Genomic DNA, 24,520 nt, shown 5'->3' on the forward strand with positions numbered 1-24,520 from the left:
ATTGCAATGGTAATTTTGCATATACTTAATTTTTAAATTTCTGTATAAATCCACTTTACCATAGTAAAATGCGGCAGACAATTTTTTTGTCTGCCGCCGTATATCAATATTTTTTCAGCACCGAAACTGCGCCGATAACGATCTCCGAAGCCTTTTCAAGATTTCTGCTGAGAAGCTCGGAATCCTTGCGGGATTTAGCCATTTCCATTGCCGCCGCAACGGTCTCCCTGCCCACCTCTACCTGAGTGCGGTAGATCTCGTCAAGCTGGGACGCAGCAAATTCCTCAAGGTTTTTGTAGCACACCTTCAGATCCTTGATGGTGTTGTTTCTGATGTCGTCATAATTCTCCAGAGCGGAGTCGATTATCTCGGACTGCTGCTTCTTTTTAAGAATATTCTTGAAGAAGGGTATTGTGGTGGAGGGGAAGCCCATTTCACGGTCTGCGCCCTGAGAAGCAGCCTCTCTTATCTTATCCGCCACAAAGGTGTTGACATTGACCGTTTCGCTGCAGGATATCCTTGCCCCTGCAAGGTTTGCTATACCCAGCTTTCTGGAAAGCTCGGCTGCCATATCGTTTATAACGTCGTTCAGACGGGAGTGATGTATCTCAAGACACTTTCTGTATGCCTCGCCCACCTTGTCCATAAGGTAGGAGTAGAAATGTCTCTCCACGTCCTCGTCCTTGGCGGTGGTGCGGCAGGCAAGAATGTCCTCTCTGAGCTTGGTGAAGAACTCGTACATCCAGTGCTCCGCTTCCTGCATCATCTCGGTGATGGACAGGATTATCTTGGGTTTCTGGCTCTCGAGAGCCGCCGCAAGGGTGGTACATTCCCGCTCAAAATCGACAGAGAGCTTGTCCAGATTTTCCCTGTCCAGCTTCATCATATCGCTTATCATATTGAGACGGTTCAGGGTGTCTGTGAGCATGAGTCTGAGCATGGAGAACACTCTCTGAGTGCGGATAGTGTCCTTCTGAACGATTATTTCTCTGGAAAGAGCCAGCTCGAATTTAAGGAACTGGTTTTCGTAATAATCCTGGAAGCCCTTGATGTCGGGGCGGTTGAGACCTATCTTCCTGCGGTACTCGTCAATGCCGCTTATGCCGTAGACCTCGGCGTTGGGGATTATCTGAGAGCATATCTCGCGGATACGTCCCACGACCTTTTCAATGTCCTCCATAGAGTCCATAGCGTCTATCATATTCACAAGTACGAAGATCTTGCTGAAATTCTGGGGAACGATATGCTCGGCTATGAAGAACTGCTCCGACTCGGAAAAGGGCGACAGAGCGGAAGCCACGTAGATAAGCGCGTCCGCCTTGATAAGGAAGTCCTTTACCTGCTTGTCCAGATCGTCAAGGTCGCTGAGACCCGGGGTATCAACTATCTGTATCTCCTTTAAGATGGGAGCGTCGCTTCTAACATCAACAAAGTCAAGCTCACCCGGAAAGAAATCCATCAGGTCGGAAAGCCGGTCGCGGCTCAGATCGTCGGGAGTGAGGGTGACTCTTTTCCCGTTTTTGAGCACAGCCTCCACCGAAGGTCTCTCGCCGTAGGAGATGCAGTTGACCGTAAAGGTCTCGGGGGCAACGTTTACAGGGGCAATGGAACGTCCCAGGATAGCGTTTATTATCGTACTTTTTCCGCGCTTGAAATCGCCTGTGACCATAAGAGAAAAGGGCTGATCCATTTTATTTGCGATAATGGAGTCCCACTTGGACATTCTCTCCACAGCCTCGTCGCCCAGTATCGCCACAAGCTCCGGGTCGCTTACAAGCTTGGACAGCTCGCCTCTGACAAACGCTATATCAGCGGCGGCGTTATCGTAATTTTTTTCCATCTGAGGCTCCTCCTTTACGCAGAATGTCCGCTGTCGGAATTTGCTATGATATCGCAGCGGATCTCAAGGGACTGCTTGCTGCCCACGTGGCCTGACGGAGAGGACAGGTCGGGGCGCCATATGTAAAGGATCTCGCAGCCGATAAATTCCATAGCCGCAGCAATACGGCGTTCATCGGGAGAGCAGCCGTCCATATTAAGGTCCCTGACGGGAGTGATGTGGAGGGCTTCATAGTGCTTCAGTATTGCGTTTATGTCAATTTCCTTGTTAACGTTTCCGAAAGAATCGGGAACGCCCTTTTTCCTTATTGAAGCGTATATCTGCGGAAAATCCGAAGGGTTGTCAAGGCAGATTATGCCCGCTCTGTCGGCGGTGATATCTCCCGAGATTATCCACTTGTTGAGAACGTAGTTAAGCTCTCTGACGTTGCTTTTGCCGCCGTTCTCGGAGTCTGAGGAGGTGTCTCCCCTGCTTATGCCGGGATAGGTGAAGGCATAGTTGAATGCCGAATGCCTGTTCTGGAGCCTGCCGCATTCGCAGCCCACAAGAAAGCAAAGCTCATCTGCGGAAAAAGTCTCCGCAATATCGCTTGTCATAACGATACAAGGCTCGATGCCCTCGCCCGCCATAGACATTATCTCGGGGACCTCGCCCGCTTTTCTCACGAGAACAACGGGGAGACTTATCTGAAGTCTCTCGCTGCATTTTTTCGCAGCCTCGTAAGCCTTTGCGTACTGCATAGAGCCTGCGCTGTCGCTGCTCTGGAAATATCTCTTGAAGCGTCCGGGGATATCGTTGCTGACGATAGCCTTATAAAGCCTTGACCAGCCCGAAATGCCGCCTATTTTCTGGCGCATTGCAAAATCGTCGTCAAATGCGTAGTCAAGGGTGCCGCCCACCACGTGCTCCTGATAGGAACGTGTGCGCTCAACAAGATAGTCGCAGAAGGACGTGTTTATATCCATAAGAGGATTGTAAGAATCTGTCATTGCCTGCCCTCCCCTTATTCTTCATCATCGGACAGGATCTCGGTGAGAGCCCTGTGGAGATTATAGGTATCCGCAAGCATACCGCCCACATTCTCGGCGATGCTCTGGAGCCTGATCTTCTCGTTGTCGGACATGACCTTCTTCTGCTGCTTGACATCGTTCAGGTCGTCGAGAGTTTTCTGAGTATCCTTCAGGATTATCTCGGTCTCCTGCTCGATCTGGGCTTTGAGTCCCGAGAAGGAGTTATATACCTGCTGACGTACAGACTCGGTAAAGTCGGAATTGATCTTCATTTCGTGGAACTGCTTCTTGACAGTTGCCTTCATATTCACCTTGAACTTGTCGATACGCTCCTGTACAAGGAACTTGTCAACTGCGAATTTGCCCGTAAATGTGCCTGCAAAGCCTGCGAGAGCCATAATGCAGATACCTGCGGGGGTGAGGAATGCTCCGCCAACAACGGTGGTAACGAGAAGGAAGGAGGTGGCAAGCCATGTGGTAAGACCCGTAAGACCGCCCAGAAGAGCGCCCTTCACGCCTGCTTCTCTGAAACCGATGAACAGTCCGCCGATACCGCCTGTGCCGATAACGGAGCCGATAATGCTGTCGGCAACTCCGCCGTTACGGTTATGCTTTGCGGGAACGGAGAACAGCTCCTGGATACGGTTTAAGGACTCGAAGAACTCGTCCTGGAAGGACTGGAGACGTACAGCCTCCTCGGAAAGTCCAACGTTGATATCGTTCTGGATCTGCTCGCAGATGAGCTGAGCCTTGTTCTCGATATTTTCCTTGATCTTCTGGGTGAGCTTCTCGTAAACTATCTTGAGCTTTTCGCGCTTGAGGTCCTCCCCTGCCATCTGGTAATCGTCGATCACCTGCATAGCGGTCTCCTCGATCTTTACCCAGTAATCGTCAAGGATAGGCTGCAGCTGTTCGAAAACCTTGTTGGCAGCGTTGTTTATGCGGACAAACTCCTCACGCTTTTTGGTACGTATCTCCTCGATCTCCTCGATGGCGAGCTGATACTTTTCCATAAACTCGTCGGTCTCCATAACGAGAGCGTTCTCGTGGATAACGATGGAGTTGATTATCTCGGAGCCGGAGCTGATTATCTTGTTTGCAAGTATCTGGAGAGTGATGGAGCCTCTCTCCTTGGTGAGCATTGTTTCAAGAACGCTTTCAAAGGTGGGGAAATTACTCTCAAGGAGCATCTGTTCGTCCTTGTTTTCCTTTGCGATAAGGGCTTTCTTAGCGTATACGCCGATGACCTTGGGCTTGCCTATCTTGCGCTTGTAAACGGCAAATTCCTTGGAATTTTCGCCCATGACCTTCTTTGCCTTATCCATTACATAGCTGCAGATACGCTTTTCAACGGTCTCGACTATCCTGTCCTCGTCCTCCTTGGAGAAGGTGCCGAAGCAGTTTACGGCGAAGATGATACGACCCAGGTCGCTTGTGAGCATCTTATTCTCGAGAAATTCCTTTTCGAACTGTGAAAAAGGCGAATTTGCACTGATAACGAAAACGGCAGCATCTATCTCGGGAAGGATAGACATGGTTACATTGGTCATCTGCTCGTCGTCATTGAGACCCGGAGTGTCTATGATGTCAACGTGATTTTTGCAGAAGTCGGTGTCATAGTAAACGGTGGCTTCCTTAACGGTCTCCGCCTTTTTTTCCGACTCATAGGAAAGCTTTGTGACATAATCCGCAAGGTGGTTGATATCGACCTTTTCGCTGGAGCCGTCCTTATACTCAACTACCACGTAAGGGTCCTTGCTGTATGTAACACGGTTCAGGGTAGCGGTTGCGGGAAGAACGTCCGCAGGCAGCACCTCCTGACCCAGCAGGGCGTTGATAAGGGTGCTCTTTCCTCTCTTGAACTCGCCTACGATAGCTACCTCAAAATGGTCGCCGGCGGATTTTTCGATAATATCCCCTATGGAGCGGGCGGTATTTTCCAGATTGAGGGAAGCCGCATACTCTTTGAGCTGCTCAAGGGAATCGGTCAGGTCGTTGACAGTTTCCCGAAACGAGGTATAGCTCGCAAAATCATAAGTCTGTTGTTCCATTATAAACCTCCTGTGATTATTCCGCACAAAGTCCCGATGCGGTATTTATATAACGCAGTCTGATAGTCCCGGTGCACAGACCGCAGAAAAATATCAGTCCATATTGATAATATTATATCATATTTTTCTTAATAAAGTCAATGAGAGACAAGCTGTAAAACAGAAAAATCCCAGACTTCTTTTTGGTAGATTTATACAAATCTGCCTCTGTTTACATTTTCGGAAAGGAAAAAGGTTACAAAATGATTACCGGATACACAAAAAAGAAGCCCCGCAAGACATTACGGGACTTCTTAAATTTCCGATATTTAATTTAAATAGTTAGGCGGTCTCACTCCCTGTAGTTCAAAACATAGCGTTCATTCTGCGTTCGGTGATAACTTTCATATATCATCACTCATTTCATTACAGTAGTACAGTACATCGAAAAGCCTATCTATATAAAGCATTATCATGCGGATACGATTCAGCGATCCATTGGACTCACTCCGGATTTTAAAATTTTGAAGATAAAATCAGAACTTAACTTTCCATCGGACTGATCTCCATATCATAAGATTTTGGTATTCGGGGCAGCATTATCGTGCCATCGGAAACACTCCATATCTACAGATTTTTTGATTAGTGAAGAAAAATTACTTTTCCATCGGACTCTCAACCTATCATCTCAGATTTTTATACAATTGTAATGTCCTTGTCGGACACAGGCATTTTCTCATGCCATCGGACTCACTCCCATATTTTTAATATTCGGTAAGGCATGTCCAAATCATATAAAATCGATCCTTTCGGAATGATCTTCATCGTGCCGCCGCTTTTCAGCGATTTGCGGAAAACCTAATTACCTGTCGGACTCACTCCCTTGGTTTAGTTATCAAATATTCAGATCGTGGTAGCCTTTCGTGATCATTGTAACCAATCCCTTTCGGAATAAATTATCCATTCCTGCCGCAGCCCTTCGGCTATTCGCGGTAAAGCTTAATTACCTGTCGGACTCACTCCCTTGGTTTAGTTATCAAATATTCAGATCGTGGTAGCCTTTCGTGATCATTGTAACCAATCCCTTTCGGAATAAATTATCCATTCCTGCCGCAGCCCTTCGGCTATTCGCGGTAAAGCTTAATTACCTGTCGGACTCACTCCAATCCTACGAAATTTTATAACAATACCTCATTTTCATAGCGATCAACCCTTTCGGATTTTAAGCATCCGCCTCGGATATGTCACTGCCGACCGGGGGAAGAACGTCCCGGCACCTGCGGACGGCGGAGCCGATAAGCTTAACTGTCGCCTGTCTGCGCTGTCATATAAGTCCGAAAAAAATTCCCTTTACTCCATCGGAATTATCCCTTTCACTTTGATCTTGGGAATGTCCGTCACAGTAAAGAGAGTATAAAAATACCGCATATCATTCTGTGATGATCGCGGCTCGCAACATTTATGACCTTTAAGACTTTGAAAAACTATTCGTTTTATAAATCGGAGTGAGTGGTTAAACCACATTGCCTTTAAACTCCCCGTCAGTTTTTCTCAAAAGCCCTTCCGTATAAACGAGCCACTGTGGGACATTCCCTTAGAAAACTGCTGCTCTGTAATGTCTGCCATCGGACTCGCCTTCCTTTCCAAACTTTTATGCAGAATACTTTACGATGAAAGCCTGCTGTTCTCGGGATCCGGGAAACCCTTCAGCCCTTCGGCTTACTTTCCGGTCTTTCCCTTTCCTTGATAATAATATACCACACTCTTTAGCAAAAGTCAATAGTTTTTGAGATAAAATAGTGCATATCTTTTGTGCATTATTTTTATGAATTTTCAATATTGACATTTTGAGTAAATAGTGGTACAATAAAAATGTTGAGACGTCTTACGGCAGGCATATTCAGGGAATTTTTCCCGAATAACCCCGCCTGTGGGCGCATATACAATAATAAAAACAACAGGAGGTTTCGGAAATGGCTGAAAATTTTGAAGATATGGGCGCCGATCTCTACACCTTGGTAGATGAAGAGGGCGTTGAGCAGACCTTCGAGCTTATGGACACCTATGAGACCGATGAGGGCGAGCTGTATTATGCTCTCGTTCCTTATTATGAAAATCCCGAGGATATGGTCGAGGCTGACACCGAGCTTGTTATTCTCCGCAGCGAGGAAGATGAAAACGGCGAGGAAACTCTTGCTTCCATTGACGATGACGCCGAGTACGAGAGGATCGGTCAGATCTTTATGGACAGACTTTCCGAGACCTACGAGGAATAATCCCGTTTTTTATAGTATTTCTACAAATTTCGGCGTGCAAAATTAACAGAAATTTCTATTGATTTTTCATTTCGTTTGTGATATACTACAATTACAGAAAGAATTCTGCCTTGACCGATAAAGTGTGGTTTTATAATCCAACACTTTTATTTAGGGATTCAGTCTCCTTCGGCGGATTGCAGACCTCCCGCCGCATTAGATGTGCGGACCAACGGACGCAGGGAGCGTGAAAACGAAGGGCTGTTGCCCACCTGCTTTGTGCGGGTTTTATTCGCCACATGGCGGCAAGGCGGTATTTATTGAAAACTGTGCAGCTTCGGCGTTTGCCGAAGCTGTTTTTTTAACATGTGCCCCTGTTCGTTTATGGCGATGAGGGGCACATTGATTTAATACATCAGCTTTTTCAGATTTCTGTCCGACATAAAGGTGGACGCATTGTATAAAAACATCACCTTGTCATAGCGGGAAACGTCAATCAGATCCTTGTAGGACATCTGAATGTAGCGCAGGTCTACCATGGTTATCTCGCTGAAATGCCCGGTCATAAAGGGTACGAAGCAATGGGCATAGCTGTCCTTGAAAACAAGCAGCTTTCCGCCCTCGTTTCCCGTGCGGACTGTGACCATGGGCTGATTTGTACCGAAAAATGTGCTGTACTTGTCCTTGACCTCAAGATACTCTCTGAAATACATTCCCTCATGAAGCTCGGGCTCTGCGCCGAAGGTGGAATATATCTCCACCTCGGGCTCCTCTCCCCTGTCCGCAGGGAGCCACAGGTCAATGCTGTCGGGCTCTATCCCCTCGTAAAGCACCTTGGAATAGAACGTTCCCTTAAAGGAGTCGGAGGCGTGGTCAATATCATAGCTGCCCTCGGTAAGGGGCATTATATCCATCTTGCGCGCGGCGGCAATGTAGGCGAGAAATGCGCCCTGGGTCGTCCAGTGGTGGTCTGTTCTGTAGTAGATATAGCTGTCCTTGTTGGCGCTGAGGGTGGAGTACACGTCAATGGGCACGGCGCTGCCCTCAAGCTGTGCGTACACCTCATTTATGAACGCCTGCTGGTCGGGGTTCGGAGCATTGGCAGGCAGCTCGTTTTTGTAAATTTCCGCCTGGGTGGGGACTATCATCACATAGGGCGCGATATGGTTGTCCGCCGCGAATTTCTTTATGCCGTCAATGCTTTTCTGCACCTCTTCCATATCGGGCTCGGGTATCTTCTCCACAAGCCTGTTTTCGAGGATATAGATATCGTTTCGCTCCTTTTTTCCCGTAAGCAGCTCAGCGGCGGTCTTTGCGGCTATCCAGCCGTCGTGACCTGCGAAATGGTCGGAAATGTAGTCCTCCACCCCGCTTGTGAATTTGCCGCTGTAGATGTTCTTGCCCGTAAGCTCGGGAAAATCCGCAAGCTTTCTGTTCTGGGTCTCCGAAAAGCTCTCCTTTTCGGAAAATACCGTTGCAAGCCCAAGTCCCGTCAGTATGCCGAAAAACAGCAGCACGGTGACAATTGAGGTTATGACCTCTGTACTGCGGGCTTTGTCGGCGGCTGAACGGGTCTTTGCAGTTTTATTTTTACTCATATGCGTTCACCTTAAAATCTGAAATACAAAAACGGATTGTAGGAAGCGTCCACCAGATAGGCGGTGCAGAGGAGAAGTCCGCCCGTTACCAGAACGGTTGTGGATATAGCCTTGAAGCTCCTGCTTTTTCCTTCTGCGTACTCCGCTATCCTGCTGCCGATGCCGCCCGAGATGAGTATGCACATCACAAGGAGGAAGCAGTTTGAAACGAGAGTGTATTTGAAATATCCGTCCACTGCCGCTCCCCCTGCGCCGAACATTGCGGCAATGAACCGCCCTGCGTCCCCGAGGGTATCCGTATCGAAAAGCACCCAGCCGAACACCGCCGCCAGGAAGGTATAGAGCATACTTATTCCCGAGGGCAGCTTTTCAAGCACCTTGCCAAAGCCCAGCCGCTCGATTATTATCAGCACGCCGAAATAAAGTCCCCACAGCACGAAATTCCAGCTTGCGCCGTGCCACAGACCCGTCAGCGCCCAGACGATAAAAAGATTTCTGTAGGTCTTGAGCGCCCCGCAGCGGTTGCCGCCCAGAGGGATATAGACGTATGACCTGAACCAGCTGCCCAGAGTGATATGCCACCTGCGCCAGAATTCGCTGACCGATCTTGATATATATGGGTGGTCGAAGTTTTTCGGAAATTCAAAGCCAAGCATTTTTCCCAGACCGCTCGCCATATCCGAATATCCCGAGAAATCAAAGTAAATCTGGAAGGTGAAGGCAAGTATTCCAAGCCACGCTGTAGCCGCGGATATCTGTCCGTAATCCATTGCCTTGACCTCGGACCATATTGCTCCCACGTTATTTGCAAGGAGCACTTTTTTTGCAAGTCCCTTGACAAACAGGGCAATTCCCGCGCTTATTTTCGGTACCGTCACAGAACGGGACTCCAGCTCCCCTGCCACATGCTCATATCTGACAATGGGTCCCGCAACTATCTGGGGAAAGAGGGAAACGTAGGAGGCGAAATTCAGAAAGCTTTTCTGAACGCTGATATTTCTCAGATACAGGTCGATGGTGTAGGACATGGACTGGAAGGTGAAAAAGGATATGCCCACAGGCAGGTCCACACGCTTTTCGTTAAGCCCGAAGGGGTATATTTTATTTAGTGCGCGGTTTACAAGCACAACGGGATTTGTAAGCTCCGTTCCCAGCAGACCGTTTATGCTGTCAAAAATAAAATCGCTGTATTTGAACACCGCAAGTAGCCCCACGTTCATACAAACCGATACGATAAGGCATATTTTCCTTTTTTTGTTATCGTCATCGTACTTGTCCATCAGCCTGCCTGCGGTGTAGTCTATGGCTGTTGACAGCAGCATTATTATTACATAAAAAGGCTCTCCCCAGGCGTAGAAAAGCAGTCCCGTAATGAAGATGATGATGTTTCGCAGCTTATTGCCGGAAACAAAATACAAAAGCATTACTATGGGGAGGAAAAAATATAAAAAGCTCAGCTCCGAAAAAACCAAATCGGTTAGTCTCCCTTCACGTATATGCCGCTAAGCTCTGCCGTTATCTCTCTGAGCTCATCGGCGGTCATCATTGTATTAAGTATATCCGCAATGGCGGAAGTGGTCATAAGCTCGGGCAGTCCCAGACTTTTCAGAAGCTCTCGGCGCCGCACAGACGCGTCGGGCGCACCCGAATACCCCAGCTCATACAGGAGCATTTTGTCAATGCTGCCGGGCTTCTTCTCCCCCTCGGTGCAGGACACTCCTGCCCTGCGGAATGCCTCAAGAAGTATCTCCTCGCTCATTCCCTCGACACCCAGCTTGCCCTCCTTGGAAGGCTCTGCCTTTCGCCGCTCCTTGCCGAAAATATCGGGAATGTACACGTTTGTGATGCTGCCGTTTTTTATCGCGCCCTTGAGGTAATTTCTTATCTTGAAGCCTGCGCTGTCGCTGTCGGTCAGGATTATTATGCCCGTTTTCTCCGCATAATGACGGATCAAGCTCATTTTATCCTTATCCTTGAATATCTGAAAGCCGTCGGTGCAGATTATTACGCCGTTTATGACCGAGGAAAGCTTTATCTTATCATACTTTCCTTCCACAACCACAGCCTTGTCTATGTTTATCAAAATTATTCTTCCTTCTGTATCATCTTTCCGAGAGCATTGAGACGATGGCTTTTTCAAGTATCACCTCGGGGTCTCCTGCGCCTGTTTTCATTGCCATATCCGCGTCCGCAAGTATCTCAAGGCAGCGTCTCAGCTTCCCTGTGCTTGTTTTTCTCACAGATGAAAAGGCGTTTTTTACGCGAAATTCAAGATTTGCGGCATAGCCGAAATCCTGCATGACATTTCCTATGGTCTTGCCGCTGTCAAGGGCAAGCCTTGCCCGGTAAAGGTCGTTCATACTGCCAGCAAGGACGTAGAGAAGATACACGGGGGTATTTTCGGGGTCGCTTGTAAGCTCGCTGTAAAGCTGCATTGCACGGCTCATATTCCCTGCGGCAACGGCGTTTGCAAGGTCGTAGGACTTTGCGTCGGAGCTGTCGGGGGTAAGGAGCGATACGTCATTCTCGGTGATATGTCCCCCGTTTGAATATGCGGCAAGCTTGTCCGTCTCGTTTACTGCCATGTTCATATCGCCGCCGCAGCGGTCGAGTATCATTCCTGCCGCACGCTCGTCAATGGTACAGCCCTGCTTTGATAAAAGTGCGGATATCATTTTTATATTCTCCGCTCTGCTTTTCACGTTTATCTCGCATACCGTGCCGTGCTTTGCCACAAGGTCGATAAGCTTTTTGTTCTTTGCCGTGGGCTTCTTTTTTCCGCCGCAGACGTCAATATTCGGAGTGTAGAAAATAAGCACTGTGGTCTCGGGAATGTCCGAGACAGCTTGGGTAAGGAGCTTCATGCGGTCGGCGTTTATGCTTTTGTGACCCTGCCGCTGTTTGGTCTCCTCCTCCATATCAAGGTCGCTGACAGTTATGCACAGCTTGTCCGCAAACATGGGAAATGCGTCACAGACCTCGACAAGCCCCTCCACATCAAGGTCTCGCCCTTCGAAACGGTGGAGATTATAGGTCTCATCGCCCTTTTTTACCGTCTTTGAAACCATTGCCCGACAGTATTTTTCAATGCTGTAGCGGTCGGTGCCGTAGAGGTAGTAGGCTCCCGACAGCTCGCCGTTTTTTATTATCCTTGAAAGCTCTTTTTCGTTTATCGAAGCCATTTTCTATCCTCTCTCACATATATTTCTCCGCCGTGGGCAGCAAATTCTCCCCCGCCTTTTATGATGATCTCATCTGCAGGAAGCAGACCCTTGTAATTCTTGTTAGTTACCGCATAAATATCCGCCTGTACAGGCACATCTGCGGTGCAGTTACAGATACACATATCGAAGCTTTTATCGGGCGGGGCACATTTGCGGTCAATGCAGATGATCTCCGCTCCCCCTGCTTCAATTATGGAGTATTCTTTATATGGACGGCAGGTTACGCCGCCGAATTTAATTATATTACCTTCCGTCTCATATGTCAAGCCGATATTTTCGTCCCTCGAAACTATCTGCGCATTCGGGAACGCCTTTTTGTAAAGAGGAGCGGAATATTCGGGATTTCGGGACAGAAAAACCATTCCCACCGTTCCCGTATCGTTTCGGGAAATATAACGCTCAGCCGCTCTGACGCTCGACTTATTTCCCATAAAATCAAATATCTGCGAATACTGCCCCTCGGATATTATGAGGACGCAGCCTTTGCCTTCGGTAAGCAGCGCTATCCTCGTGTATTCATAGGGAACAGCCCTGTAGACCGTTATTGCCGCCGCTCCCGAAAACACCGCCGCAGAAACGGTAAGTATCGCCGCCGACCTGTTTTTCATAACAAGGGCGGATACTCCCGCGGAAACTATCACAAGCCCTATTATGGGAGGGGCTATCTCGGTCCCCGAAGGAAGCGCCGCAAAGGACAGTGAGCCTATTTTTTCCGCTGCCCACAGCACGGGGCGGCATATGGCTCCGCTCGCAAGGAAAAGTCCGCCCGAGAGCCAGGAAAAAGGCAGCAAAGTTAGCACCGCTCCCGTCATAGCTATCATCATTGCCGCTGTAAAAAACGGGGACAGCAGGAGATTTGTTATCGGTGACACCACAGACAGCCGGTCAAGGCAGAGCATTGACGCGGGTATTACCGCCGCAGAAGCGCACACAGCCGTCAGCACAGAGCCTGTCAGCCCTGCCCCTTCGCCCATTTTCCTGCCGAACCTGTTTTCATATGCTTTTTTCACATTCTCCGTAACAAAAGGAGCAAGAACAGCCGCCCCGAACACTCCCGAAAATGAAAGCATAAAAGACGGGCTACGGACGATAAAGGGTGTCCCTGCGGTAAGGATAAAGGCGGCTATGGAAAGCGATGACAAGGGGTCGCTCTGCCTTTTGAAAAGCTCTGCCGAGTACACAAGCATGGTCATTATAAAGGCTCTGCTCACCGACACGCCCATATCTGCGGCAAGGGTGAACACAAGGCACACTGCCGTCACAAGCAGCAGCTTTCCCCGTTTGGTCATTGACAGGGCAGCGGCTGCGGCTGAGGCTATACCTGCTGCAACTGCCATATGCATTCCCGAGACGGAGGCAATGTGTCCCACCCCCGAGCGGTACAGGCATTTTTCCGCTTCCGATGATATATTCCACTCATCGCTGCCGAATATCATTCCGATAAGAAGCTCCCCCTCGTCCGAGGGGACGTATCTGCGGATAATTTGTGCGGCATTTTGGCGGATATCGCGAAGGGTGCGTAAAATATTATGCTCCTTCGGGAAATATTCCTCGGTGTCCGTATCTAAAAGAAGAAAGATATTCCGTGAACGGTAATAGTCCGCGGAATTAAAAAAGTCTGTATTTTCGGGGGCATAAAGGGTCCCGCAGAGATATGCCCTGTCTCCCCTGACCACATCGCTGTCATCTGAGTACCAGCCGATATCCGCCTTTTTTCCGTCGGGAAATTCCACTCGTGCTGTGCAGAAGGCGCTGTCCTCGGAATAGACTCTCACGTCCTTTATAATTGCGCTGCCCTCGAAGGTCATGCCGCTTCGGGAGACGATATCACGATACACAAATGCGTCATAGCCGCTGTATAATATCATTCCCGCGCCGCAGGAAAACGCTGCTGCAGAAAATGCAAAGAAACGTCCGCTTTTTTCGGGGCGGACAATGAACATCACCGATGCGCCGAAGCACAGAAGCACGCCGCCCGCTATGCCCGACAGCCACAAGGCAAGAAACGATGCCAATAGCAGACCTGAAAGATATCCCAGTCCAAAAACCGCCGCTTTACGTGTCATAGCCTATCCTTCCCCGAATTTTAGTAACGCTGTCGGAGATATTATACCATATTATAGGAAAAAATGTCAAGGAGGAGAGCATTCCTTAGCAAAGGCTTAGCTTTCATTATTTCCAAAATGTAAATAAAATTATCCCGAGAGTTCATAATCGTCTGATTTATCGCAGGCAAGCCGTTTTTCGGCAGGCGATATTTCCCGTAAAAATTTCAAAAAATGCTTGACAAATGATTTTGTCTGTGATATAATATAATAGTCGTCGGGAGAGAGCTCCCGAAAACATATTATAATGCGTCGGGGTGTAGCTCAGTTTGGCTAGAGCGCTACCTTGGGGTGGTAGAGGCCGTGGGTTCAAGTCCCGTCACTCCGACCATAAGAAATAACCTCTCAAATGGCTGTAATGCGTCATTGGAGAGGTTATTCTTATATCAGATCATGGGCTTTGGTCAAATTTTGGTCAAATCGGAACAAATCAAGCCTGACGGCAATATTTTTCGTTGATGTGGAGCATATCGACTATTTCATCGGTTGCCCTTGCCTTTCTTCAGACGAATCCGAAGGCTCGGTCTCGGATTCTGCCGCAGCTTCATCTTCGGGAACAACAGTTACCGCAGGAGCCTCCTCTTCGAAATATTCACTCAAAAAGTTCAGCAGAAAAACAAGACATATTTACAAAAAATACCCGAAGTCTGCCAATAAAATGCAGGCTTCGGGTAATATACTGCTCTGTCTTATTTCTTTCGTGACTTGGGTGCGGTTTTTGCTTCGCTCTTTGCAGGAGTTTTGGGTTCGCTCTTTGCAGGAGCTTCGGGTTCGGGCTTCTTGGCATTTTTCTTTGCATTCTCAACTATTCTCGAAAACTCAAGAGCCTTGTCAATGCTGCCGTCGATCTTGAGCTTGCCCTTGGTGAATGCGGCAACGGGGTCTAAGGTGCCCTCGCAGATAGCAAGGAAGTCCTCGGCGGTGATGATGAAAATGCAGTCTCTGTCGTAGTATTCGTAAGGCTCAACATACACCTTGCCGTTTAAAAGCTCGATGTAGAATGCGCCCTGACCCTCTCCGATGATGTTTACCTGAACGGCAAGATGGCCTTCAAGTCCCTCGGGAGCCTGAGAAAGGATATGCTCCTTTGACTTTTCAAAAATTTCTTCGTAGGTCATTTTATTTTCCCCTTAAATTAAGATTTGAACTGCAGATAAACGTACCGAGCCACATATTAAACTTTCCTCACAAGATACACTGACGAGGTGGCTGCAGGCACAACCTGCTTCAGATTTGTCTGCCCTGTACGGACTGATTTCTGCGTATCTTCTTTGAGGTGGTCTTGTCAAACTCAACGTCTCTGATACGCAGACGGTGGATCTGCTTTGCGGAGGTGACAGTCTTGTTTATTTCCTTTACAGTGTCGGCAAACAGCTTCTCTATATCCTCGGCGGACATTTCCTTGCAGTATTCCGCATTGGGGAATATCTCCGCGGTGATGACATTGTCCTCGCTGTAGACAAGCACCTCGGAAATGAAGTCTCTGCCTGCAAACTTATTCTCCAGCTCCTCGGGAGAAACGTTCTCGCCGTTTGCAAGGATAATAAGATTTTTCTTTCTGCCTGTGATGAAAATGCGGTTCTTATCGTCCACATATCCCAGGTCGCCTGTTCTGAGCCAGCCGTCGGGAGTTATGGCTTCGGCGGTGGCAGCCTCGTCCTTGTAATAGCCTGCCATTACCGAGGGGCTTTTTGCAAGTATCTCCCCGTCCTCGATCTTCACCTGACAGCCGTTTACTATAACTCCAACGTCGCCGCTGCAGGAATGGTCTGTGGGGTCAGCTGTGGAAATTCGGGGCGAACACTCGGTCATACCGTAGCCCTGCGCCATATTTATGCCCATATCGATATATGCCTTCTGAAGCTCGGGGCGAAGATATGCTCCGCCGCTGTAAATTGTATGGAGCCTGCCGCCGAAAACGCCCTTTGCAAGAGCTGCAAGGGGTATCTGGGGATTTGCCGCAGAAGCCGCCTTTATCTGCTTGTAGATAGTCTCTGCGATCATGGGAACGATAAGCATAAGGGTGGGTGCGTAAAGCTTTAAATTCTGAGGGATATGGAGCATTGAGTCGTTTACGCAGAGGGTTGCGCCGTATCTCAGAGAGCAGAGAATGTCGCAGGTGAAGCAGTAGATGTGGTGAATGGGCAGGACGGTCATTACAACGTCCTCGGGTGAGCTTTCGTTGTCCTGACACATTGCATTGTCGATGAGATTTCTGTGAAGGAGCATTACGCCCTTGCTCCTGCCTGTGGTTCCCGAGGTGTAGACGATAGCCGCAAGGGTTTCGGGGTCGATCTCGGGAAGCTCTGCGGGAGCGTTTGCCTCAAGGAGAGCGGGGATATCGTCAAAGCTTACATATTCCTTTACTCCGGGGCAGTTAGCCTTCACCGCAGGCAGCATCTTCTCATATCTCTTGTCGAAGAAGAAAATGCTGACGTCCGCTCTGTTTAAAAGGTCGCATATCTCCTCGCAGGGAAGCTGTGCGTCAAGAGGAACTGCGGCTCCTCCGCAGGAAACTGTGCCGAAGTAGCTCACGAGCCAGTTATAGCTTGTGGGACCGATAACTGCGGCGTGGAGAGCCTCCTCCCCCGTTTTTTTGCTCATAACATATGCGGATATGCGGCGCACGTTATCATAAAACTCATTAAAGGACTTTTCGGAAATATCCTTGCCCTGTCTCTCTTTGAGAAAGACCTTGTCGCCGTACTCTGCGGCTGCTTCCTTAACAAGCTGCTGTAAATTCTTTACGCATTCCTTATTCATACGGCACCTCACTTTTTAAGCTCTTCGAGGTACTTTACAGCCTCGCCTACGGTGTGGATATCTATAGCGTCGCTTTCGTCCACGGTAATATCGAACTCATTTTCAAGCTCGCCCAGCAGGCTCATAAAATCGTATGAATTAAAGCCAAGATCCTCCACGAAACGGGAGTCCTCGGTGATATCGTCGGGGTTTACATCAACATAGTTAACGATAAGCTCTTTCATTTTTTCAAGCATTGCCTGATCCTCCAAATTCTATTATATCATAAATGTTATATCATTTCAAGTATCTGACCGATAGTTCTGGTCTCGTCCTCGATGCCTCTGAAAAGCACACGGCAGAGATAGTAGTAGAAATAATCCATCTCCTCCTTGGAAACAAGCGCCTTTTTGTATTCAAAGTTGAAGCCCAGACCGTTGTCCTCGGGACGGTGCATTACTGTGAGATAAAGAGCATGGCTGGCAACGCCGTTTGTGTACCAATGGCTCTTGTAGGGAATGTCGGGAAGCTCCTTGGTCTGATTGAGGGTAAGGGGCTGATATGTAAGGCTTATGCTCTCGTAGCAGGCGCCCTGGGGAACGTTCCACTGCTTGTCCTGAGCCATTCTCATTGCAATGGGGTCATAGTTTGCGTGGCGGTAGAGCTTGTTCTGCTCTGCCTGTATCGCTCTTATGCCCTCGATAAATGTCAGCTCGGGGTCAAGGATAGTTCTGAGGGGGAAGAAGTGTATTCTGGAGCCGCCCGAATATTTCTCGGAAATGGTTCCGCGGCGTGCGATGCAGTTGATGATGGATACGTCCTTCTCATCGCCGTTGAACTTGGAAAGAACGGTGCGCAGACCCATTGCAAGAAGGCTTGCCATAGGCACGTTATACAGCTCGCAGAACTTGATAAGGCGCATTGAAGGCTCCTTCTCAAGGTTGTAGACAGAAATTGCGGCAGAGGGGTCCGCATAGGGCATCATCGCACTGCGGAGCTCGGGATCATTAAGCTCACGTCTTGTGGTCATAAGATACTCGGGACCTGTGAAGCCTGTGAAGATAGGCTCGCTCTGGGAGATTCTCTCCATCCAGAACTTTTCGTCCTTCTGCTTTGCGGGAGAGTTGTCATCGTAGGCAAGGTCCTTCTCCAGCTGCTTGATAAAGGACTGCATAGGAGCGGGAGCGTCGGTGCCGTATTTCATAGAGCAGTAAAATTCCAGCACGCAGCGGTCAAAGCCGATAATGGAGCTTGAGTCCATTGTCATATGGTTAACGTTCAGGTAAAGTCCGTTATAACCCCCGGGAAGCTTTACGAGAACTACTCTGTTAAGGGGCTTGCCGAAGGGCTCGAAGGGAACTGCCGTCCAGCGGCACATTTCCTCGTGAGCGGCTTCCTCTCTCCATTTGGAAAAATCTCTGAACTCGATATCTCTGTCCTCGAAGGGAACCACATACTGATAAACGTTCTGCTCGTTGTCGGGGTCCTTTACAAATCTCAGGCGCATTGAGTCAAAGCGCTCATATGCCTTATATACAGCCTGTTTAAGCACCCCGAAATCCACATCGTCCTTTACGTAAAGACCTGTGCCGATGTTAAGCACCTGAGGAGGGCTGAAAAGCATTGTAAAATAGTGAAGTTTCTGTGAGGCGCAGAGCGGCCAGCATTTAACAGGCGCTCCGTTGATGACAATTTCCTTCTCGTACATAATATTTTTCCTTTCCGTTTAATTCTCGGGAACGTATTTACTGAGAAATTCCTTTACCTTGGCTTCGTACTGCTCGGTGTTTTCGTAATAGGAAGCGCCGTGTCCCGCGTTATCCACCATAAGGATATCCTTGGGGGCGGTACATTCCTCATAGTTTTTCTCTGTCATCCAGGTGGGAACGAAATTATCCTTTTTGCCGTGGATAAAGAGAATGGGAACTGCGGTGGTCTTTACGGCGTCAAGTGTGGAATAGTCCTTGAAGCCGTAGCCTGCCTTTTTGCGGCAGATAGCGTCGTTTATGTTCATAACGGGGAATTTGGGAAGATGATAGTCCCTTTTCAGTATGTGGGAGAACACATCATAGGGAGATGTAAATGCGCAGTCGGAAATAACAGCCTTAACGCTTTTCGGCAGCTCGGGAAGGCTTGAAGCCATCAGAACGGTGGTAGCGCCCATAGAAATGCCGTAGAGCAGGATATCCTTCTTGCCCTCGTAACGCTTATCCATAAGCTTTATCCATTCTAAGCAGTCATATCTGTCAAGGATACCGAAGCCGACGTACTTTCCCTCGCTCTCGCCGTGGGCTCTGTTGTCGGCTAAAAGCACGTCATAGCCCTGCTCGTGGAAAAACACTGCGATAGCAGCATTGTCCATCGCCTTGCTGGTATAGCCGTGATGACATATCACTGCGCCCTTGCTTTCACCCTCAGCTTTAAGGATATAGCCGTTGAGTTTCAGACCGTCTCTTGACTTTACAGTAACGTTCTCAAGGGGCTGGGAATAAACCCATTCGGCTCTGGGGGCAATTTTTTTCTTGTATTCCTCCCAGGTATCCATATCAGCAAACTCGTTCATATCCACCCTCAGTACCTCCTGACGGGGGATAACACGGTTGAACAGGGTAATGGCTGCTCCCGTAAATACCGCTGCGCCTACTGCCGCAGTACCGAGAACGGCAGCTCCGATGATCTGTCCGCTCATAAATTCATCTTCCTTTCTGCAAAAGTCGAACTCCGGTCGAAAAATGCCTAAAAAAATATAGGATTTTCCGACCGCAGTTCCGACCTGCGGTCGATTGTTGACTTTATTACAGTATATCACTTTTTCGACCGCAAGTCAATTTATATTTTATATAAAATATTGTCTTGAAATCAAATTCCTTTTGTGATATAATTATCTAAACTTGATCTCGGAGGAAATTACCGTTATGCGCGACAATAAAAAGAAAGAGCTTATTTTAGACGCTGCCGAAGAGCTTATGTGCGAGATCTCCGACAAGGATATTTCTGTGGAAATGATAGCCAGAAAGGCAGGCATAGGCAAGGGCAGCATATATTATTATTTTGAAAGCAAGGAAGATATAGTGAACGCCGTTATCGAGCGCAGCTATGCTCTTGCCATAAAGGAATATTTCAATGATGTTTACGGCAGCAATGACCCCCTTGCAAAGATAAAGGCGCTTTTCAGGTCGGTCATCAAGCAGGAATTCAGTGACAAAAGGAAAAATATCATTGTTTATTTCCATGTGCAGGATAATCTTATGCTCCATATGAAAATGATGATGACCGCTGTAAAGACCATCTCCCCCATTCTCACAAAGCTTCTGGCGGAGGGTGTGGAAAGCGGCTCTATACGCACAGATTATCCCGAGGAAAGCGCGGAAATGATAATCGCAATGCTCACCTTCCTGCTGGACAAGTCCTTTTTCCCATCGGACAACGAGGGCATTTACCGCAAGCTGAAGCTATATGCAGGAGTGCTTGAGACCTGTCTGCAGGCGGAAAAGGGAAGCTTTGATTTTCTCTTTACTCCCGATGAATATCCCAATTATACAATAGAGTAAAAACTGCAAAAATCTTTCTCTGAATGAAATATGTTTTTGTTGAAAATCGCCTTTGACAAACCTTTTCAAAAAATATATAATTAAATCAAGATGTGTAGCCGATGAGCGTAAATCCGATCATTGGCTGCACTTTTTTTATTTTGGGAATAAGGAGAATGATATTATGGAAAAAACGGAAAAAATGGGCTCTCTTCCCATCGGCAGGCTTATGCTTTCCATGAGCGTGCCCATGGTGATATCGATGATATTGCAGGCAGTGTATAATATCGTTGACAGCGCTTTTGTATCAAATATGGCAGAAAACGGCGAGGCTGCCCTTAATGCACTTACGCTGGCTTTCCCCCTTCAGATGCTTATGGTGGCTGTGGGAATAGGCACGGGCGTGGGCGTTAACGCTCTTACAGCAAAAAGCCTCGGCGCAGGCGACAGGGAAAAGGCAAGCCGCACCGCAGGAAACGGCATTTTTCTCGCGGGAGTGATATATGTGATATTTATGCTCTTCGGGATATTTGGCTCGGAAAGCTATATTTTCTCACAGACAGACAACCCTCTTATCGGCTCAATGGCAGCGGATTATCTGAGGATATGCTGCATATTCTCCTTCGGCATCGTATTTTTCTCCATTTACGAAAAGCTTTTGCAGGCAGGCGGACACTCGGGCTTTTCCACCATTGCACAGATATCGGGAGCTTTGGTGAACATCGTTTTAGACCCTGTACTCATCTACGGTCTCGGCGCATTTCCCGAAATGGGCGTAAGGGGTGCGGCTGTTGCAACTGTGGCAGGTCAGGCAGTATCCTTCATACTGGCGCTTATCTTCCATTTTAAGGTAAACACAGGAATTGACAATAAGCTTAGCTTTATAAAGCCTTCACTCACTGTGATAAAGGAGATCTATTCCATTGGCTTCCCTGCTGTTGTGGCTCAGGCGCTTATGTCTGCAATGACCTATGGGCTTAACATCGTTTTCGGTACCGTAAGCGAAAATATGGTCACTGCATACGGTCTTTACTACAAGATACAGCAGGTGGTGCTGTTCATAGCCTTCGGTATCAGAGACGCCATTACCCCCGTTGTGTCCTTTAATTACGGAATGGGCAGCAGAAAGCGCATTGACGGCGGAATAAAATGGGGAATGTTATTTACAGAAGTAATGATGGTCGCAGGACTTGCGGTGATCGAGCTGTTTGCTCTCCCCCTTGCGCAGCTTTTCGGTCTTTCGGGAGAGACAGAGCAGCTTTGCATAAGCGCTATGAGAATTATTTCCGTAAGCTTTGTCTTTGCGGGCGCAAACGTTGCCTTCCAGGGCATTTTCCAGGCTCTTGACGGCGGCGGCGAGTCGCTTATCGTGTCAATTTGCAGACAGCTCCTGTTCATCTTCCCCCCTGCCCTTTTCTTTGCGGATATGGCAAAGAAAAACAGCGGGCTTTGCTCACTGGTCTGGACGTCCTTCCCCATTGCAGAGCTTCTTTCCGTTATCGTGGCATTACTGCTTTTCAGAAGCATATACCGAAAGAGAGTGGCGATGATAAGCGATGAACCGAGTGCGGCATTAAAGCACAGCACTGCTGAACAGTAAAATTAAAGCCGTTTCGTTTCCTGCACACATTGCAGAAAGCGAAACGGCTTTATCATTTATCAATACCCCATATCAAGCTCCTGTGCAAGCTTTGCCAGATTTTCTGCGTCGCTGCGGGTCATATTAAACTCTGCGCTGTAGATGGTATTTCCGTATCTGTAACTGCCGTCATCATAGTATTTGTCGGTCACTCTGACGTTTACGGTACAATGATATATGCCCGAGGGCATATGGGTCCCGAACATCTGACGGGAAAACAGCCCCTTTATCCTCGGCTGCCTTGAAGCTGTCCGGGAAATATTATCCACAAAGCTCTGAAGCTTTTCTGTATTTCCGCCGGTCAAAGCCAGCTGAAAGCCGGAATTTATAAGCTCTTCATTATCATATCCGTCATACCAATATACTGTCCGGCACTCCACTATGCGGATATCCACGTTTGCTCCGACTCCCACATACTCCGAAGATACGGGGGTTTTTGTTATTGCCCCGAAGCCCCCCGTAAGGAATGCGATATACATAAAGAGCAGGAATACTATGTAATATCCGATGAACATTCCCGTCCATATGCCGATCTTAGCAAAGGAAAAATTCTTTCTCGATACAACGATACGCAGGATAATGCTTCCAAGCCATGAAAGGAACATCACCACAAAGCTGTCCCAGTCCGTATGGAAAAGCACAAAGAACAGGGTCAGGGTGACAAACATTATCACCTCGAAAAACAGCGGGAACACGATAGGCTTGCCCACCGTTCTTGCGTCACGCTTCCGGCAGATGAACCTTCCGCAGTATATGACACCAAGTGAGATAAGGCAGTTTACAAGCATAAGTATCATATCTCTTACGCTGTCAAATTCAACGAACAGGGCGGAGAATGTCCAAAGGGAATAGATGAACGGCTCGCCCGAGGTCTGTACTTCCGCAAAATTATCGGTAACAAAAAAATACATTGCAGGGGCAAATATGGACAGGGCTGTCATCATCATCACGGGGAGATATTTGCTTTCCGCCTTTGCGCCTATGCAGCACTGGCATACAACCGTCACTGCAATTATAAACAGCACTGCCGCCAAAAACCACAGCAGCATTTGCAGGTTATATACCATCAGCACTTCCGGGTGGTATGTTCTTGAATAGTCCGTTATATCGCTGCTGTGATAAGTGTAATGAGTGCCGGCAAACATTGCAGAGAGGAGAAATGCTCCCGCCGCCGAAATGAAAAAGGGTATGAGCCATATCCTGCAAATGGTCAGAAGCCTTGAAAAATACCTCTCTTCGCTGCTCAGGGGCATTGACATCTGAACGTCCGCTGTGGGGATATCGTGCATATCCTTGAAAACCGCCGTACAGCAGGAAAAGAGGGGCACAAGCGCTGCAAAGTAAATAAATATCCCAAGTCCCGAAGGGTTCACATAATCACCCCGTGAGGAGGTGTCAAGACCGTATATCATCCCTGCAAAGGCAAGGAGGATAATTGTTATGACCCGTGTTTTCTTATGGGCAATAAGCTCGGCGTTTGAGCCTTTGTAAATTCTTGTAAATGACATTATTGTCCGTATCCTTTCAAGTTCATTTCGTATATGAAAATTTCCTCAAGGGTAAGGGGTATCTGCTCATAAAGCTCTGCGCCCAGCTTTGAGACCTTTTCATCAAGCCCCTCGCTGTCTCTGACAATGACCTGTACTACCCTGCCCTCTGCCTTGTACTGCATTATGTCAATATCCGCCGCAGTTATCTCCTCGGAGGTCATAGTATGGCTGAGGCTTGCAAGCTGCAGCTTTCTGAAACGGCTCTTGATATTCGTTATCTCGTCTGCGAATACAAGCTTTCCGCTGTGGATAAGCATTGCTCTGTCGCAAAGCTCCCCTATCTCGCGGATATTGTGGGAGGATATGATAAGAGTTGCGCTGCGGCTCCTTGTCTCCTCAAGTATCATATCCTTGATGACCGCTCTCATTGCAGGGTCAAGTCCGTCGAATGCCTCGTCAAGCATAAGGTATTTTGTATGGCAGGCAAGCCCGATCATCGCCACCGCCTGCCTTTTCATTCCCTTGGAAAAGGTGGAGAGAGGGCTTGTCTCGGGGAGCTTTAAAACGCCAAGCAGCCTGTTGTATGTATCGGAGTCGAAGGTATCATAGTAATTGCTGTAATAGTTTTTCAGAGCAGAAAGGGTGTAGCTTGTATACTCGATGGTCTCGTCGTTTACAAAGAAGATGTTTTTCTTTGCCTCGGGGTTGTCATAGACCTCCTGCCCGTCTATTTTTATGCTGCCCATATCGGTTTTGTATACGCCGCATATCATTCGCATGAGGGTGGATTTTCCTGCGCCGTTGGAGCCTAAAAATCCGTATATGCACCCGTCGGGAATGGTGAGGGAAACATCATCGAGAGCCTTGTCACGATGCTCATAGCCCTCGGTATCCTTTTTTCCGAAACGGACTGCTCTGTCATTTTCAAATATCATTGACGCATTCGATATCTCGATCATCTTCCTGCCTCCGTATAATTTTGGATCATTTTCCTTATTTTATCATAATAAATTTGTTATGTCAATTATATCATATATCTTTAGTTACAAATGTCATT

General features: G+C 48.1%; 18 protein-coding genes, 1 tRNA gene and 1 other RNA gene. 5 read left to right on the forward strand and 15 right to left on the reverse strand.

The annotated features are described in order from the left end of the window. Positions 1–103: 103 nt before the first annotated feature. The 3 genes from ACI4J0_RS09205 to ACI4J0_RS09215 are packed head-to-tail and all read right to left on the reverse strand — an operon-like array spanning position 104 to position 4,901. Complete coding sequence (locus ACI4J0_RS09205) at positions 104–1,840, reverse strand: dynamin family protein (RefSeq protein WP_439765515.1); 1,737 nt, start codon at positions 1,838–1,840, stop codon at positions 104–106. Positions 1,841–1,854: 14 nt separating this feature from the next. After that, positions 1,855–2,829, reverse strand: coding sequence for a hypothetical protein (locus tag ACI4J0_RS09210; protein ID WP_439765516.1), 975 nt, complete (start codon positions 2,827–2,829; stop codon positions 1,855–1,857). Positions 2,830–2,843: 14 nt separating this feature from the next. Next, positions 2,844–4,901: a dynamin family protein gene (locus tag ACI4J0_RS09215; RefSeq protein WP_439765517.1), complete on the reverse strand. Its 2,058-nt coding sequence runs from the start codon at positions 4,899–4,901 to the stop codon at positions 2,844–2,846. A 1,952-nt stretch (positions 4,902–6,853) separates the two neighbouring features. Here ACI4J0_RS09215 and ACI4J0_RS09220 point away from each other — a divergent pair. Continuing rightward, positions 6,854–7,156: a DUF1292 domain-containing protein gene (locus ACI4J0_RS09220; RefSeq protein WP_439765518.1), complete on the forward strand. Its 303-nt coding sequence runs from the start codon at positions 6,854–6,856 to the stop codon at positions 7,154–7,156. 99 nt (positions 7,157–7,255) lie between these two features. Next, a non-coding RNA gene (gene ssrS / locus ACI4J0_RS09225) (6S RNA) lies at positions 7,256–7,456 on the forward strand. A gap of 86 nt (positions 7,457–7,542) precedes the next feature. On the opposite strand, the gene ACI4J0_RS09230 is transcribed toward ssrS, so the two are convergent. From ACI4J0_RS09230 to ACI4J0_RS09250, 5 genes are read right to left on the reverse strand one after another with little or no spacing between them, the layout of a single operon-like run. After that, on the reverse strand, positions 7,543–8,733 hold the full coding sequence (locus ACI4J0_RS09230; RefSeq protein WP_439765519.1) for a DHHW family protein: 1,191 nt from the start codon (positions 8,731–8,733) through the stop codon (positions 7,543–7,545). A gap of 11 nt (positions 8,734–8,744) precedes the next feature. After that, positions 8,745–10,205 carry an MBOAT family O-acyltransferase gene (locus tag ACI4J0_RS09235; protein ID WP_439765520.1) on the reverse strand — a complete coding sequence of 487 codons (1,461 nt, stop codon included), beginning with the start codon at positions 10,203–10,205 and terminating at the stop codon, positions 8,745–8,747. A gap of 5 nt (positions 10,206–10,210) precedes the next feature. Further along, entirely contained in the window at positions 10,211–10,816 is a 606-nt protein-coding gene (locus ACI4J0_RS09240) for a toprim domain-containing protein (protein WP_439765521.1), read from the reverse strand. A 19-nt stretch (positions 10,817–10,835) separates the two neighbouring features. After that, positions 10,836–11,915: a DNA polymerase III subunit delta gene (gene holA, locus ACI4J0_RS09245; protein ID WP_439765522.1), complete on the reverse strand. Its 1,080-nt coding sequence runs from the start codon at positions 11,913–11,915 to the stop codon at positions 10,836–10,838. Further along, the gene (locus ACI4J0_RS09250; protein WP_439765523.1) at positions 11,903–14,023 is read right to left on the reverse strand and encodes a ComEC/Rec2 family competence protein; all 2,121 of its coding nucleotides are present in this window, start codon (positions 14,021–14,023) and stop codon (positions 11,903–11,905) included. The genes holA and ACI4J0_RS09250 overlap by 13 nt, the downstream gene beginning before the upstream one ends. 292 nt (positions 14,024–14,315) lie before the next feature. Here ACI4J0_RS09250 and ACI4J0_RS09255 point away from each other — a divergent pair. Continuing rightward, positions 14,316–14,393: transfer RNA gene (locus ACI4J0_RS09255), tRNA-Pro, on the forward strand. Between the two features lie 358 nt (positions 14,394–14,751). On the opposite strand, the gene ACI4J0_RS09260 is transcribed toward ACI4J0_RS09255, so the two are convergent. The 5 genes from ACI4J0_RS09260 to ACI4J0_RS09280 all read right to left on the reverse strand — a co-directional run bounded on the left by ACI4J0_RS09260 (position 14,752) and on the right by ACI4J0_RS09280 (position 19,493). After that, positions 14,752–15,180, reverse strand: a complete 429-nt coding sequence (locus ACI4J0_RS09260) for an SCP2 sterol-binding domain-containing protein (RefSeq protein ID WP_439765524.1) — start codon at positions 15,178–15,180, stop codon at positions 14,752–14,754. 109 nt (positions 15,181–15,289) lie between these two features. After that, positions 15,290–16,825, reverse strand: coding sequence for an AMP-dependent synthetase/ligase (locus tag ACI4J0_RS09265; RefSeq protein ID WP_439765525.1), 1,536 nt, complete (start codon positions 16,823–16,825; stop codon positions 15,290–15,292). Positions 16,826–16,833: 8 nt separating this feature from the next. Next, positions 16,834–17,061 carry an acyl carrier protein gene (locus tag ACI4J0_RS09270; RefSeq protein ID WP_439765526.1) on the reverse strand — a complete coding sequence of 76 codons (228 nt, stop codon included), beginning with the start codon at positions 17,059–17,061 and terminating at the stop codon, positions 16,834–16,836. A gap of 35 nt (positions 17,062–17,096) precedes the next feature. After that, the gene (locus tag ACI4J0_RS09275) at positions 17,097–18,512 is read right to left on the reverse strand and encodes a condensation domain-containing protein (RefSeq protein ID WP_439765527.1); all 1,416 of its coding nucleotides are present in this window, start codon (positions 18,510–18,512) and stop codon (positions 17,097–17,099) included. 18 nt (positions 18,513–18,530) lie between these two features. Continuing rightward, on the reverse strand, positions 18,531–19,493 hold the full coding sequence (locus tag ACI4J0_RS09280) for an alpha/beta hydrolase (protein ID WP_439765528.1): 963 nt from the start codon (positions 19,491–19,493) through the stop codon (positions 18,531–18,533). A gap of 226 nt (positions 19,494–19,719) precedes the next feature. Between ACI4J0_RS09280 and ACI4J0_RS09285 the strand changes: the two genes are divergently transcribed. Both ACI4J0_RS09285 and ACI4J0_RS09290 read left to right on the forward strand, forming a co-directional pair. Beyond that, entirely contained in the window at positions 19,720–20,355 is a 636-nt protein-coding gene (locus tag ACI4J0_RS09285) for a TetR/AcrR family transcriptional regulator (RefSeq protein ID WP_439765529.1), read from the forward strand. 163 nt (positions 20,356–20,518) lie between these two features. Further along, positions 20,519–21,934 (forward strand): MATE family efflux transporter, encoded by a 1,416-nt coding sequence (locus ACI4J0_RS09290; protein ID WP_439765530.1) that lies wholly within the window; start codon positions 20,519–20,521, stop codon positions 21,932–21,934. Between the two features lie 59 nt (positions 21,935–21,993). Here ACI4J0_RS09290 and ACI4J0_RS09295 read toward each other — a convergent pair whose 3' ends face one another. Both ACI4J0_RS09295 and ACI4J0_RS09300 read right to left on the reverse strand, forming a co-directional pair. Beyond that, positions 21,994–23,481: a hypothetical protein gene (locus tag ACI4J0_RS09295; protein ID WP_439765531.1), complete on the reverse strand. Its 1,488-nt coding sequence runs from the start codon at positions 23,479–23,481 to the stop codon at positions 21,994–21,996. Continuing rightward, the gene (locus ACI4J0_RS09300) at positions 23,481–24,422 is read right to left on the reverse strand and encodes an ABC transporter ATP-binding protein (protein WP_439765532.1); all 942 of its coding nucleotides are present in this window, start codon (positions 24,420–24,422) and stop codon (positions 23,481–23,483) included. Before ACI4J0_RS09300 ends, ACI4J0_RS09295 begins: the two co-directional genes overlap by 1 nt. Positions 24,423–24,520: the final 98 nt, after the last annotated feature.

The organism is Huintestinicola sp. (assembly GCF_051882455.1).
Lineage (GTDB): Bacteria > Bacillota > Clostridia > Oscillospirales > Ruminococcaceae > Huintestinicola.